Source organism: Geodermatophilus amargosae (assembly GCF_900116515.1).
GTDB classification, from domain to species: Bacteria; Actinomycetota; Actinomycetes; order Mycobacteriales; family Geodermatophilaceae; genus Geodermatophilus; species Geodermatophilus amargosae.
In genome coordinates, this window is sequence record NZ_FPBA01000007.1 from 15294 (window position 1) to 29028 (window position 13735).

Here is a 13735-nt window from a genome sequence, read left to right on the forward strand (position 1 = left end):
AGCGTAGCCAGGAGGAACCTGCACCACCGCTCGATCGGCTTCACCGGGTCCGGACCGGCTCCGTCGCCCGGTCGGCCGCCCGCCGCAGCCCGGGCGCCAGCGATAGGGACACGAGCAGCGATGCCACCGCCAGCACCGTCACCGCCGACCCGGGTGTCAGCGCGTCGCCCAGCGCCCCGGCCAGCACCGCGCAGAGCCCCTGTCCCGTCATCCGCGCCGCCGACTCGAACCCGAGCACCTGCCCCCGCAGCTCGACCGGCGTCAGCGCGACCAGCCACTCCTGCTGCGCCAGCCCCGCCGCGTACCCCGCCGACGCGACCGCCACGAGGACGGCGGCCACCGGCACGGACGGCCCGAGCGCGAACGGCACGAACGGCGCGGCCAGCAGCAGCCGCAGCGCGGCGTTCGACCGCCGTCGCTGCACCGGCGTCAAGAACCGCCCGACCACCAGGTCGCCGGCCATCATCCCGGCCGCCCCGGCCGCCAGCAGCCAGCCGCCCCGCTCCCCCGCGTACGGCACGAACAGCGCCTCGCACCCGACCACCAGCCCGTTCGGGACGCACAGCGCCACCAGCAGCGTGCGCGACTCCCGCCGCGACAGCAGCAGCCGGTTGCCGCGCAGCGTCTCGGCCACCCCGGCCCGCCCGCTGCGGCGCGGCGGACGCTCGGCCAGCCCGAACCGCAGCACGGCCACCGCGACGGCGGACACCGCGGCGGCCAGCGCGAACACCTGCGTCGTCGTCAGCACGGTGAGCAGCAGGCCGCCGGTGGCGAAGCCGACCACCTGGCAGGCACCCACCGCCACGTTCATCGTCGACCGGGCCAGCGGGTAGGCGGCGGGCGGCACCAGTTCCGACAGCAGCCCCCACCGCGCCCCGGACCCGACCGAGACGACGTACGCGGCGCCGACGACGAGCAGCAGCCGCACCGCGGGGGTCAGACCGGGCAGCACCTGGAGGCACAGCGCCGCCGTGGACACCGCGCCGACGAGCACGAGCGTGCGCCGCGGGGGGCTGGCGTCGGCGGCCGACATGAGCGTTCCCGCGCCGAGGGCCTGCGCGAGCGACGGGCCGGACATCGCCACCGCCGTCAGCAGCGCCGAGCCGGTCTGCCGGTGCACGAGCGTCGCCAGGGCCAGCGACGACGTCGTCGAGGCGACCGTGGTGAGCGCGCTGCCGGTCCACAGCGCGCGGAAGGCGGGGAGCGCGAACAGCGCCCGGTAGGTGAGCACGACCCGACCGTCCGGCGCGGAGTGTCCGGGGCCCACCGTTTCGGCTACCGTCGAAAGGTGGGTGAGTTCATCGTCGACGCCGACGTCATGGCGCGCGCCCGATTCGGCACCTCGCAGCTCACCGAGACGCTGGCCGGGCTCCGGCTGCTCCTGTCGGCGCAGGTCCCGCCGTGGCACCGCCCGTGGCACGACGCCCACGCCGCCGCGCTGCGCCACCGCCTCGACGACGACCCGGTCGGGGCCGCCCTGCTGCGCGCCGCCTTCGGCCGCACCTGGACCGCCGACTTCCTCACCGTCCCGCCCACGGCGCCGGACCTCTCGCTCGACGAGGAGCTCACGTTCCTCGAGTCCCTCGACGACGACGCCGTCCGCGCCGACCTCGAGGTGGCCACCGGCCCAGTCCCGCCCGAGCTGTCGGGCACCGGCCTGGCGCGCACGGCCGCCGCCCTGCTGCGCTGGACCTGGGAGTCCACCATCCGCGACGAGTGGCCGCGCCGGCGGCGGGTGCTGCGCGCCGACGTCGTCGCCCGGACCGCCCGGCTGAGCAGCGAGGGCTGGTCCGGCGCCATCGACGGCATCGCGCCCGGGGTCCGCTGGCTCGCCAACGGCCGGCTGCAGGTCAACGCGCACCCGCACCCGCCGCGCGACATCCGGGGCCGCAACCTGCTGTTCATCGCCGCGCACAGCCGCGGCAGCTGGGTGAGCTGGCGGCTGCCGGACACCTACGCGGTCGTCTACCCGGTCACCGGCGCGCTCGCGTCGGGCCCCGCTCCCCTGCCCGAGCCGCTGGTCCGGCTGCTCGGCCGCGCCCGGGCCCGCGTGCTCGCCGCGCTCGACGCGCCGCGCAGCACCAGCGCGCTGGTGGCCGGCACCGGCCTGCCGCTGGGCAGCGTCGGCGGGCACCTGCGGGTGCTGCTCGACGCCGGCCTGCTCGAGCGCCGCCGGTCGGGACGCGAGGTCCTCTACTGGCGCAGCGACGCCGGCCAGGCGCTGGTGGAGGCGTCGGCCTGACCTGCGGCGAGCACCCGCTCCATCCGCACGCGGGGGAGCACCTCGCCGTCCACGGTCACCGACTCCACCTCGACCTGCCGGAACCCCGCGCGCTCGAACACCGGCGCCGCCCGCCAGGAGGCGTGCGTGACCAGCGCGGTCAGCCCGGCCCCGCGGGCCCGCTCCTCGACCGTCGCCAGCAGCGCCCGCGCCACCCCGCGCCCGCCGGCGGACGGGTGCACGAACAGCTGGTCCACCTCCCCGGGCACCAGCCCGTCGACGGGTCGCAGCGCCAGCGACGCGAACCCGGCCACCGCGCCGTCGACCTCGGCGACGACGACGGCGGTGACCTCGACGTAGCGCCGGTGCGCCTCGACCGTCCGCCGCGCCGCCCACGCCCTCCGTTGCGCGTCGCCGTAGTGCCCGGCGGCCGACACCTCGATCGCGGCCCGGCTGAGCGCGGCCAGCGCCGGCGCGTCGGCGACGACGGCGGGGCGGAGGACGAGGCTCACCGCGCACCCGGGCCGGGCAGCAGGCCGCGCTCGACGGCGACCATCACCGCGCGGGTGCGGTCGTCGACGCCGAGCTTGGCGAACACCCGCAGCAGGTGGGTCTTCACGGTGGCCTCGCCGATGAACAGCTCCCGGCCGATCTCGGCGTTGGTCAGCCCGCGCGCCACGCCGCCCAGCACCTCCAGCTCCCGCGCGGTCGGCTCCTCGGCCGCCGGCGCCCGCATGCGCGAGACCAGCCGGGCGGCCACCGGCGGCGCCAGCACCGTCTCCCCGCGGGCGGCCGCGCGGACGGCGTCGGCCAACTGCGGCAGCGGCGCGTCCTTGAGCAGGTAGCCGGTCGCCCCGGCCGCGACGGCGCGCACGATGTCGGCGTCGGTGTCGTAGGTGGTCAGCACCAGCACCCGGACGGCGGGGTGCGAGACGGCCAGCCGCTCGATCGCCGTCACGCCGTCCATCCGCGGCATCCGCAGGTCCATGAGCACGACGTCGGGCGACAGCGCCGCCACCATCGCCAGCGCCTCCTGCCCGTCGCCGGCCTCCCCGACGACGTCCAGGTCCTCCTGCGCGGCCAGCCAGCCGACCAGCCCGCCGCGCACCACGGGGTGGTCGTCGACCACCAGCACGCGCGTCACGGGCCCGGCACCCGCACCGTCACCCGGGTGCCCGAGCCCGGCGCCGAGGCGACGTCGACCTCGCCCCCGACCTGCGCCACCCGCCCGCGCAGACCCTCCAGGCCCGAGACGGTGACCGTCGCCGGGTCGAAGCCCACGCCGTCGTCCTCCACGTGCACCGACACCTGCCCGCCCACCCGCGCCAGCCGCAGCACCACCGCGGAGGCGCCCGCGTGCCGGCGGACGTTGGTCAGCGCCTCCTGCGCCCCCCGCAGCAGCACGACCTCCTCGTCGGTGCGCAGCCCGGGTGCGCCGTCGAGCGCCGAGGTGTCCACCCGCACCTCCAGCCCGGTCTCGCGGGCGAACCGCCCGGCCAGCTGCCGCAGCGCCTCCACCAGCGTCGAGCCGTCCAGCGCCACCGGCCGGAACGCCGCGACCACCGCCCGCGCCTCGGCGAGGTTGTCGCGGGCGACCTCCTCGATCACCGCCAGCTTCTCGCGCGCGGCGCCGGGGTCGGCGGAGACGAGCGTGGCGGCGGTCTGGGACAGCACCACGATGGAGGTGTAGCCCTGCGCCAGGGTGTCGTGCACCTCCTGCGCCAGCCGCTCGCGCTCGGCCAGCACGCCGCGCTCGTGCTCGGCGGCGGCCAGCTCGGCACGGGTCGCCTGCAGTTCCTCGATCAGCGAGGCCCGCTGGGCGCTCTGGTGCAGGACCCGGCTGACCCACATGCCCATCGCCAGGCTGAACACGATGCCGATGCCGGTCTCGAGCAGGACGTCCCCGGCGGGCCGCCCGGACGCCGCCGACAGCACCGGCCCGGCCGCGCTGCCGACCCCGAGCAGCAGGGTCCACGCGATGCCGGTGAGGGTCCCCTGGACGGCGAACCAGACGTGCGGGTAGGCGAGGAAGAGCAGGAACAGCAGTTCGGGGGCGAGCCAGCCGAGCAGCGTGAAGCCGACGACCAGCACGGACAGGTAGAGCACCGCCCGCCCGCGCGCCCCGCGGCCGATGGCGGGCAGGCCCGCGACGAGGTAGGCGACGGCCAGCCCGCCCAGCACCGACAGGGCCGGTCCGCGGCGGTCGGGCTCGATGGCGTCGCCGACCGTGGCCGACAGCACCGCCAGGCTCCAGACGACGGCGGTGATGACGTGGATGCCGGCGATGGTCGCCCGCCACCCGCGTTCGGACAGCGGCTCGCCGCCGTCGTCCTCGGGAGGGACGACGGCGGCCAGGCGGCGGGTCAGGCTCACGCCGCCCGGCGCCAGCGGAAGGTACGGGCGCACACCACGGTCCCGATGATCACCCATGCGGCAAGCACCAGGGCAGTGGTCCCGTGCTCCCAGCTGCCGGCCTGCTCGGCCACGGCGGCCGAGTCGGGCAGGAACACCGACCGCATGCCCTGCACCATCCACTTGAGCGGGAACAGCGCGGCGATCTGGTCCATCCACGCCGGCAGGTCCGAGTCGATGAAGAACACGCCGGAGAGGAACTGCAGGACGACGGCGAACGCGGGGATCCCGGCGGAGGCCGAGCGGGCGCTGCCGATCACCGACGCCACCGCGAGGCCGAGGACCGTGCCGGCCAGGATGCCCAGGACGACGACCCAGGCGAAGGTCAGCCAGCGCGAGGCCTCGGTGGGCAGCGGCACGTCGTAGGCGAAGACCGCCACGGCCAGCAGCACGGCGAGCTGGGCGATCGTCGTGACCACCACCTGGCCGGCCTTGCCGATCCCGTAGGACAGGGCGGGGGTGCCGAGCGTCTGCAGCCGGGCGAGGTCGCCGCGGTCGCGCTCCTCGGTGACCGCGGTGCCCACCGCCTGGAAGCTGGTGAGCATGACGCCGGTGGCGGCGATCCCGGCGAGGAAGTACTGCCGGAAGCCGACGCCGGGCAGCACGACCTCGTCGCCGAAGACCGAGCCGAAGATCACCAGCATGATCACCGGGTAGGCGAAGGAGAACGCCACCTGGCCGGGGTCGCGGACGAACAGCCGCAGCTCCAGGCCGATGCGGGCCAGCCCGATGGCGGCGGCCGACGGCGGCGCGGGGAGCGTCACGGCAGGGGCGGGGACGGTGGCGGGAACGGTGGCGGTCATCGGGTCTCCTCCGGGAGCGCGACCAGGCGGAGGTAGACGTCCTCCAGGCCGGGGCGGGTGACGGTCAGGCCGGGGACCTCCCCGGCGGGGTGCGCGGCGAGCAGGTCGCGCAGGACGGCGGCCGGCTCGGCGGTGACCACCGACCGCAGCGCGCCGTCCTCGGTCCAGCGCACGGTGGCCTCGGAGCGGAGGGCGCCGCCCAGCTCGGCCGGCGGGGCCACGTCGACCAGCCGGCCGGCGCTGATGACGCCGACCCGGTCGGCCAGGTGGGCGGCCTCGTCGAGGTAGTGGGTGGTGAGCAGCACGGTCGTGCCGCGGTCGCGCAGCCCCTCGACCAGCGTCCAGAACTGCCGGCGGGCCACCGGGTCCATGCCGGTGGTCGGCTCGTCGAGGAAGAGCAGCTCGGGCCGGCCCTGGACGCCGAGCGCCACCTCCAGCCGCCGGCGCTGCCCGCCGGAGAGCGCGGTCACCCGCTGCCGCGCGGCCTCCGCCAGCCCGACGTCGGCCAGCAGCTCGCCGGTCGGCACCGGTGTCGCGTGGTAGCGGGCGAAGTGGTCGAGGGTCTCCCGCACGGTGAGCGCGTTGCCGGCGCCGGTGGACTGGCCGACGACGCCGATGCGGTCGCGCCAGGCCCGCCCCGCGTGCGCCGGGTCCGCGCCGAGGACGGCGACGTCACCGCCGTCGCGGCGGCGCACACCCTCCAGGATCTCGACCGTCGTCGTCTTCCCGGCGCCGTTGGGCCCGAGGAGGGCGAAGACCTCGCCGCGGCGGACGTCGAGGTCGATGCCGTCGACGACGGCCCGGCCGCCGTACCGCTTGACCAGCCCGCGCACGCGGACCGCGTCGTCGTGCTGGAGCACCGGGGGGACCGGCGCCGTCTGGGTCGCTGTCATGCTCCGAGCCTGTCGGCGCGCGGCCCCGGCCGGGACGGTCTCGCGGTGGGTGCGCCGTCCACCGGTCGGTGGACGGCGGCCGTCCGCCGGTCAGGCCGCCCGGGCTCCGGAGTAGGCGGCCAGGTGCTGCCCCGTCAGCGTCCCGGAGGCGGCCAGGGCGGCCGGCGGCCCCTCGAAGACGACGCGCCCGCCGTCGTGACCGGCGCCGGGGCCGAGGTCGATGACCCAGTCGGCCGAGGCGACGACGTCGAGGTCGTGCTCGACGACGACCACCGTGCGGCCGGCGTCGACCAGCCGGTGCAGCAGCCCGACGAGCCGGTCGACGTCGTCCATGTGCAGGCCGGTGGTGGGCTCGTCGAGGACGTAGACGGTCGCCTCGCCGGTCATCTCGACGGCGAGCTTGAGCCGCTGCCGCTCGCCGCCGGACAGCGTGGACAGCGGCTGGCCGAGGGTGAGGTAGGGCAGCCCGACGTCGGCCAACGCGGCCAGCACCGGCTGCACCTGCTTCTCGGTGAGGAAGCCGCGCGCCTCGTCGACGGTCATCGCCAGCACCTCGCTGACGTCCTTCCCGCGCAGCCGGTAGGACAGCACCTCGTCGGTGAACCGGCGGCCCTCGCACCGCTCGCAGACGCTCACCGCGGTGTCGAGGTGCACCAGGTCGGTGTAGATCAGCCCCAGGCCCTTGCACTCCGGGCAGGCGCCCTCGGAGTTGGCGCTGAACAGCGCGGGCTTGACGCCGTTGGCCTTGGCGAACGCCTTGCGGACCGGCTCGAGGATCCCCGTCCACGTGGCGGTGTTCGACCGGCTCGACCCGCAGGAGAGCTTCTGGTCGACCACCACGACGTCGGGGTGCTGCCGCGGCAGGCAGCCGAGGACCAGCGAGCTCTTGCCCGACCCCGCCACCCCGGTGACGCCGGTGAGGACGCCGGTGGGGACGTCGACGGTGACGTCGCGCAGGTTGTGCAGCCGGGCCGAGTCGATCCGCAGGGCCCCGGTGGCGGTGCGCGGCGTGCGGTCGAGCGGGCGCCCGCGGTCGAGGTGCCGGCCGGTGAGCGTGCCCGAGCGGCGCAGCCCCGCGACGTCGCCCTCGTAGACCACGTGCCCGCCGTGCGTGCCGGCACCCGGGCCCATGTCGACGACGTGGTCGGCGATCGCGATCGTCGCCGGCTCGTGTTCGACGACGATCACCGTGTTGCCCTTGTCGCGCAGCCGCAGCAGCAGCTCGTCGAGCCGCTGGACGTCGTGGGCGTGCAGCCCGACGGTCGGCTCGTCGAAGACGTAGGTGATGTCCGTGAGGCTCGAGCCCAGGTGGCGGACCATGCGGACCCGCTGCGACTCCCCGCCCGACAGCGACGCGCTGGACCGGTCGAGGCTGAGGTGGCCCAGGCCGATGTGCACCAGGTCGCCGAGCAGCGCGGCGAGGCCGTCGAGGACCTGCTGCACCGCCGGCAGCCGCACCCGGCGGACGAACACCAGCAGGTCGTCGATCTGCATCCCGCCGCAGTCGGCGATCGAGACGCCGTCGATGCGGCACTCGCGCGCGGCCTGGTCGAGCCGGCTGCCCCCGCAGGCGGTGCACGGCCCGGACGTGGTGGTCCGCTCGACGGCCTTCCGGACGTGCGGCTGCAGCTCGGCCGGGTCCTTGGTGAGGAACGACCGGGTCATGCGCACCAGCAGGCCCTGGTAGGTGAGGTTCATCTTCCCGTAGCGGAGCTTGACCTCCTCGCCCCACAGCAGCTGCCGCCACTCGTCGTCGGTGTAGTCGCGCAGCGCCTTCCCCCGGTCGAAGAACCCCGAGTCGGCGATGATCGTCCAGGGCCAGGAGTCCTTCCCGTGGCCGGGGAACCGGATCGGGTCCTCGTCCAGGCTCCTGCTCGTGTCGAACAGCGCGTCGAGGTCCCACTGCGTCGAGCGGCCCAGCCCCTCGCACTCCGGGCACATGCCGGCGGGGTCGTTGAACGACAGCGCGCTGGCCGGCCAGACCCGCGGCTCCCCGGCACGGGAGTAGAGGATGCGCAGCAGTGCGGCCGCGTCGGTCGCCGTCCCCACGGTGGACCGGGCGTTGGCCCCCATGCGCGCCTGGTCGACGACGATCGCCGCCGACAGGTTGGCCATCGAGTCGACGTCGGGCCGGCCGTGGTGGGGCAGGAAGTTCTGCGCGAACGCCGAGTACGTCTCGTTGATCAGCCGCTGCGACTCGGCCGCGACCGTGTCGAAGACCAGCGAGGACTTGCCCGACCCCGACACCCCGGTGACCACCGTGAGCGCCCGCTTGGGGATGTCCAGCGACACGTCGCGCAGGTTGTTCTCCCGCGCGCCGCGCACCTCGATCGCGCCGTACCCGTCCACCGACCCGCTCCCTCCGACGCCGTCCTCCCTCCGACCGTCCCGGCCGCCGGAACTGAGCGGCGTCACCGGGACAGCCCCTGCCACCGGCGCACGCTGAGCGCGGCGAACACCGCCGTCAGCACGACCGGCCAGGCGACGGCGAGCAGCGTCGCGTGCTCGGTCGCCCACCCGTCGTCGGAGACCGGGACGCCGGTCAGCTCCCGGACGGCGGTCACCGTCGCCGCCACCGGGTTCCACGCCGCCAGGGTCCCGAGCCAGCCCGGCATCGAGGAGACCGGGACGAAGACGTTGGAGAGGAAGGCGAACGGCCAGATGAGGATCTGCACGGCGGCGACCAGCGAGGGGTCCCGGGCCAGCAGCCCCAGCCAGATGCCGACCCACAGGAACCCGACGCGCAGGAGCAGCAGCAGGCCGACCGCGGTCACGACGCCGGGACCGGGGTCCGGGCGCCAGCCCATCGCGAGCCCGGCGAGGGCGACGAGCGCGAGGCCGGCGACCGAGGCCGCGAGGTCGGCCAGGCAGCGGCCGGTCACCACGGCCGACTGCGCCATCGGCAGCGCCCGGAACCGGTCGGTCACCCCGCGCTGGGTGTCGGTGACGACGGCGGTCATCGTGCCCTCGAGCCCGAAGAGCATGACCAGGGCGAGCATCCCCGGGACCATGAAGTCGCGGTAGCTGCCGCCGGGGACGGCGATGCCGCCGCCGAGCAGGTACACGAAGACCACCATCAGCAGCACCGGGAACAGCAGCCCGACCACCAGCCCGGCCGGTTGCCGCCGCCAGTGGGCGACGTCCCGCCCGGCGACGGTGAGTGCGTCGGTGACGGCCCAGCGCAGCCGCCCGCCGGGCTCCCGCGCGACCGTCGTCATGCCGGCACCTCCTCGGCCACGCGGTCCCGGCCGGTGATGCGCAGGTACGCCTCGTCGAGCGTGGTGGGCCGCAGCACCAGGTCGGCGACGCCGATGCCGGCCTCGTCGAGCGCGCGGACCACGTTCCCGACCACGCCGGCCCGCCGGGAGACCGGCACGGTCAGGCGCGCCCCCTCGCCCCTCCGGTCCGGGACCGGTGGCCCGGCCGCCACCCGCTCGGCCAGGGCCGCGGCCTCCGCCGCGCGGGCCGGGTCGGTGACGACCAGTTCCAGCCGGTCGCCGCCGATGGCCGCCGTCAGCTCCCGCGGGGCGCCCGACGCGACCACCCGGCCGCCGTCGAGCACGGACACCTGGTCGGCCAGCCGCTCGGCCTCCTCCAGGTACTGGGTCGTGAGCAGCACCGTCGTCCCGCCCGCGACGAGGTCGCGGACCGCGGCCCACACGTCACGACGCCCGGCCGGGTCCAGCCCGGTGGTCGGCTCGTCGAGGAAGAGGACCTGCGGGGCGAGCACCAGCGCCGCGGCGATGTCCAGCCGGCGGCGCATGCCACCGGAGAACTCCCGGACCGGCTGAGCGCCGGTGTCGGGCAGGCCCACCTGCGCCAGGAGCTCCCCGGCGCGCCGCCGGGCGGTGGCGCGGTCGAGGTGGTGCAGCCGCCCGAAGAGCACGAGGTTCTGCCGGGCTCCGAGCACCTCGTCGACCGTCGCCTGCTGGCCCACCGTGCCGATCCGGCGGCGCACCTCGCGTGGCCGGGCGACGACGTCGACGCCGGCGACCTCCACCCGCCCCCCGTCGGGCCGCAGCAGCGTGGTCGCGATCCGCACCGCCGTGGTCTTGCCGGCACCGTTGGGGCCCAGCAGCGCGCAGACCGAACCGGGCGCGACGTCGAGGTCCACCCCGTCGAGGACCGCCCTCCCGCCGTACCACTTGACCAGACCGCGGATCTCCACCGATGCTCCCACCGCTACCTCCGTACACCGTACGACGTTGCCGGGACGCCGACACCGTACGCCGTACGGAGACGGTCGTGCAAGCGCCTGGAGGAGGCTGGGGTCATGGCGACGGAGTCCGCGACGGGCGGGAGCCCGGCCCGCACCATGGACCTGCTCTGGCGGACCGGCGGCGACGTCGAGCGGCGGCCCGGCCCGCGCGCCGGGCTGGACGTCGACCGGATCGTGGCCGCCGCGGTCGACCTGGCCGACCGCGAGGGCCTGCCCGCCGTCACGATGCGGCGGCTGGCCGGCGAGCTCGGCGTCGGCGCGATGACGCTCTACACGCACGTCCCGGGCAAGGGCGAGCTGGTCGACCTGATGCACGACGCCGTGCTGGGCGAGGTCTACCCGGAGCCACCGGCCGGTGAGTGGCGCGACCGGCTGACCAGCGTCGCCCGGGCCAACTGGGACCTCTACGTGCGGCACCCCTGGGCCGCCTCCGTGGGCGCCGGCCGGCCGATCCTGGGGCCCAACCTGATGCGCAAGTACGAGCTGGAGCTGACCGCCGTCGACGGCCTGGGCCTGTCCGAGGTGGAGATGGAGCTGGTGCTCACGCTGGTCGGCGGCTTCGTCCGCGGCACCGTCGGCGGCCTGCACGAGAAGGCCGCGGCCGAGCGGGACTCCGGGCTCACCGAGGACGAGTGGTGGGCGGCCACCGAGCCGCACGTCGACAAGGTCTTCGACCCCGAGCGGTTCCCCACCGCGGCGCGGGTCGGCCCCGTCGCCGGCCCGGAGCTGGGCGGCTACTCCCCCGAGCGGTCGTTCGAGTTCGGGCTGGCGCGGCTGCTCGACGGGATCGCGGTGCTCGTCGAGCGCTGAGCCCCGGCGCCCGCGACCTCAGACCTCCGCGTCCAGGACCGGCCGGCCGGCCAGCGCGCCGACCACCTCGACGGCGGCGTCCCAGTAGCGCTCGTAGTGGTAGGGGTCGGCGTTGCGCTGCGTGCGGTGCGCGGCGATCGTCGGCGGCAGCGCCTGCCAGTCGGGGACCTCCTGCAGCGCCAGGAAGAAGTTGGTGGCGCTGGTGGTCGGGTCCATCCGGTCGGCGTAGCTGCCCCAGGCGCCGTTGTCCCGCTGCTGGAACAGCCCGCGGGAGTCCGGGCCGACGGCGTCGCCGCGGTCGAGGACGAGCAGCGAGGACTCCCCCATCGCGGTCATGACGCCGACCACCTGCGCGCAGGTGTCCAGCCCGAGCGCCTCGGCCGCGTTGACGATCGCCGCGGCGTTGGCCAGCTGCTCACCTCCGTAGCCGGCGACCGGGCCCTCCGGCACGGTGGCCGGGTCGATCCGCACACCGGGTCCCGCGGCCGCGCACTCCGCGGAGCGCGGTGGGTCCGCGGTCACCTGGCGCACCACCAGGAACGCCGCGAGCAGCACGAGGAGGACGGCTCCGAGCGCGACGAGCTGCCGGCGGTGCGAGGCGAGCCCGGGTGTGTGCACACCCGGTCCAACGGACGGCGCACCCCAGGGGTCCCCGCTACTGGACGGACGCGTCCGGCGGGGGGAGCTGGACGCGCAGCTGCTCGTCGACCGACGTGACACCCGGGACGGCCAGCAGCGACGGGCGCGCGTCGGCGGGGGCCTGGCCGGTGATGACGCCGAGCGTGCCGAGGACCCGCTCGACCTCCATGCCGGAGTCGCGCAGGGCGGAGGCGACCGAGTCCAGCTCGGAGAGGTGGCCGTCGTCGACGGTCACGCTGAACCGCGCCAGCGGGGACACCATGGCGGGAGGCTACGCCCTCCGGGACCGCCCGGAGACCGTCCCGGCGCCCTCCTGCGGCGCGAGCACCAGGCCGCTGCCCACGTCGACCGACGGCTCGGTCAGCCGCCGGCCGGCCTGGGTGAGCGTGGCCCAGAGCTCGAAGCCGCGGCGGCCGGTGGCCTCGGCCCAGAGCGCGGCCAGCCCGGCGACGTGCGGCGTGGCCATGCTGGTACCGCTGATCGTGTTGTACCGGTCGGGCATCGGCCAGGTCGACAGCACGTCCACGCCCGGCGCGGCCACGTCCACCTCCCCGCCGGGTACCGGCAGGCTGCGCGCGGAGAACCAGGCGGTGGTCAGCCGGGGGTCCAGTGCCCCCACGGCCAGGATCTCCACGCTGTTGGCCGGCGCGCCGACGAAGCCGAACTCCCCGTTCTCCCGGTCGGCGTTGTTGCCGGCCGCGGCCACGATCAGCGACCCCTGCTCCAGCGCCCGCCGGCCGGCCGCGGAGTAGGGCGGGTGCGCCTCGGCGACGTCGGCGCCCAGCGACATCGAGATCACCGCGCAGCCGTTGGCGACCGCCCAGTCGATGCCGGCCAGGATGCCGCCGTCGTCGCCGCTGCCCTCGTCGCTGAGCACCTTGCCGACGAAGACCTCCGCGTCCGACGCGACGCCGTAGCGCGGCCCGGCCGGGGGCACCCGCGGGCCGCAGGCGGTGCCGGTGCAGTGGGTGCCGTGGCCGTGGCCGTCCTGTGCGCTGTCCACCCCGGTCACGAACGACTCCGCGGTCACCGTCCGGCCGGCGAAGTCGGGGTGCTGCAGGTCCAGCCCGGTGTCGAGGACGGCGACCCGGATGCCCTGCCCGGTGAACGGCGACGTCGTCGCCTGCACCGCCTGGATGCCCCAGGTGGCCGCCGCGGTGTCCTCGAACGGGGGCGGCAGCGGGGGCTCCTCACCTGGCACCGGCGCGCCGGCCAGCCGGGCGGCGAGGTCGGCGACGCCGTCGCGGTAGCCCCGGACGTAGGCCGACGGGTCCTCGGGCAGGACGTGGTGGACCAGCTCGGGCGACACCGACAGCACCGGCCGTCGCGCACCGCGCAGGGCGGCCACCTGGTCGGGGCCCGCGGCGACGACCGCGATGCCCAGCCGGGCGAACACCGTGGCACCGGCGTCGCGCATCGCCTGGGCGGGGACCCGGCCGGAGGCGAAGTCGCGGGAGTCGGCGACGTCGGAGATCCCGGCCGCCGACCAGTCCACCGGCTCGTCGGCCGCGTCGGCGAAGACGACGACCTGCCGGCCGGTGGTCTGCGCCCCCGGCACGCGGGGCGGGCGGGCGGCAGTAGGCGGATCGATCACGGCTCCCCCTCGACGACGGCGCGGGTGGGGAGCCCGGCGGTCTCCCCGCCGTCCCCCCAGCCGCCGGGGACGGGTCCCGGCGGTGGCAGCAGTCTGTAGCGCGGGGGTGACAGATGCGAACCGGACGGCGCCACGGTGGCGTCC

Annotated in this window: 14 protein-coding genes; 2 read left to right on the plus strand and 12 right to left on the minus strand. The window is 76.1% G+C overall.

Features of this window, described 5'->3' with window-relative positions; translation table 11 throughout:
- Positions 1 to 40 precede the first annotated feature (40 nt).
- Positions 41 to 1231 carry an MFS transporter gene (locus BM414_RS11490; RefSeq protein ID WP_139245818.1) on the minus strand — a complete coding sequence of 397 codons (1191 nt, stop codon included), beginning with the start codon at positions 1229 to 1231 and terminating at the stop codon, positions 41 to 43.
- 57 nt (positions 1232 to 1288) lie between these two features.
- On the opposite strand from BM414_RS11490, the gene BM414_RS11495 reads away from it, so the two are divergent.
- Positions 1289 to 2242, plus strand: coding sequence for an ArsR/SmtB family transcription factor (locus tag BM414_RS11495; protein WP_093579738.1), 954 nt, complete (start codon positions 1289 to 1291; stop codon positions 2240 to 2242).
- Here BM414_RS11495 and BM414_RS11500 read toward each other — a convergent pair.
- From BM414_RS11500 to BM414_RS11535, 8 genes are all read right to left on the minus strand, one after another.
- Positions 2194 to 2733 (minus strand): GNAT family N-acetyltransferase, encoded by a 540-nt coding sequence (locus tag BM414_RS11500; RefSeq protein ID WP_093579593.1) that lies wholly within the window; start codon positions 2731 to 2733, stop codon positions 2194 to 2196. The genes BM414_RS11495 and BM414_RS11500 overlap by 49 nt on opposite strands.
- Positions 2730 to 3365, minus strand: coding sequence for a response regulator (locus BM414_RS11505; RefSeq protein ID WP_093579594.1), 636 nt, complete (start codon positions 3363 to 3365; stop codon positions 2730 to 2732). The genes BM414_RS11500 and BM414_RS11505 overlap by 4 nt, the downstream gene beginning before the upstream one ends.
- Positions 3362 to 4627 (minus strand): sensor histidine kinase, encoded by a 1266-nt coding sequence (locus BM414_RS11510; protein ID WP_245784652.1) that lies wholly within the window; start codon positions 4625 to 4627, stop codon positions 3362 to 3364. The genes BM414_RS11505 and BM414_RS11510 overlap by 4 nt, the downstream gene beginning before the upstream one ends.
- Positions 4591 to 5436: an ABC transporter permease gene (locus BM414_RS11515; protein ID WP_093579595.1), complete on the minus strand. Its 846-nt coding sequence runs from the start codon at positions 5434 to 5436 to the stop codon at positions 4591 to 4593. The genes BM414_RS11510 and BM414_RS11515 overlap by 37 nt, the downstream gene beginning before the upstream one ends.
- Positions 5433 to 6329: an ABC transporter ATP-binding protein gene (locus BM414_RS11520; protein ID WP_093579596.1), complete on the minus strand. Its 897-nt coding sequence runs from the start codon at positions 6327 to 6329 to the stop codon at positions 5433 to 5435. The genes BM414_RS11515 and BM414_RS11520 overlap by 4 nt, the downstream gene beginning before the upstream one ends.
- A gap of 90 nt (positions 6330 to 6419) precedes the next feature.
- A complete protein-coding gene (locus BM414_RS11525; RefSeq protein WP_093579597.1) occupies positions 6420 to 8678 on the minus strand; it encodes an ATP-binding cassette domain-containing protein in 2259 nt (752 codons plus the stop codon).
- 62 nt (positions 8679 to 8740) lie between these two features.
- The gene (locus tag BM414_RS11530; RefSeq protein WP_093579598.1) at positions 8741 to 9547 is read right to left on the minus strand and encodes an ABC transporter permease; all 807 of its coding nucleotides are present in this window, start codon (positions 9545 to 9547) and stop codon (positions 8741 to 8743) included.
- Positions 9544 to 10509, minus strand: coding sequence for an ABC transporter ATP-binding protein (locus tag BM414_RS11535; RefSeq protein ID WP_217644678.1), 966 nt, complete (start codon positions 10507 to 10509; stop codon positions 9544 to 9546). The genes BM414_RS11530 and BM414_RS11535 overlap by 4 nt, the downstream gene beginning before the upstream one ends.
- Before the next feature lie 93 nt (positions 10510 to 10602).
- Here BM414_RS11535 and BM414_RS11540 point away from each other — a divergent pair, with 93 nt between their 5' ends.
- A complete protein-coding gene (locus BM414_RS11540) occupies positions 10603 to 11358 on the plus strand; it encodes a TetR/AcrR family transcriptional regulator (protein WP_093579599.1) in 756 nt (251 codons plus the stop codon).
- Between the two features lie 18 nt (positions 11359 to 11376).
- Here BM414_RS11540 and BM414_RS11545 read toward each other — a convergent pair whose 3' ends face one another.
- From BM414_RS11545 to BM414_RS11555, 3 genes are read right to left on the minus strand one after another with little or no spacing between them, the layout of a single operon-like run.
- Positions 11377 to 11976, minus strand: a complete 600-nt coding sequence (locus BM414_RS11545; protein ID WP_093579600.1) for a hypothetical protein — start codon at positions 11974 to 11976, stop codon at positions 11377 to 11379.
- Positions 11977 to 12013: 37 nt separating this feature from the next.
- Complete coding sequence (locus tag BM414_RS11550; protein WP_093579601.1) at positions 12014 to 12259, minus strand: hypothetical protein; 246 nt, start codon at positions 12257 to 12259, stop codon at positions 12014 to 12016.
- Positions 12260 to 12268: 9 nt separating this feature from the next.
- Positions 12269 to 13591, minus strand: a complete 1323-nt coding sequence (locus BM414_RS11555) for a S8 family serine peptidase (RefSeq protein ID WP_175551559.1) — start codon at positions 13589 to 13591, stop codon at positions 12269 to 12271.
- Positions 13592 to 13735: the final 144 nt, after the last annotated feature.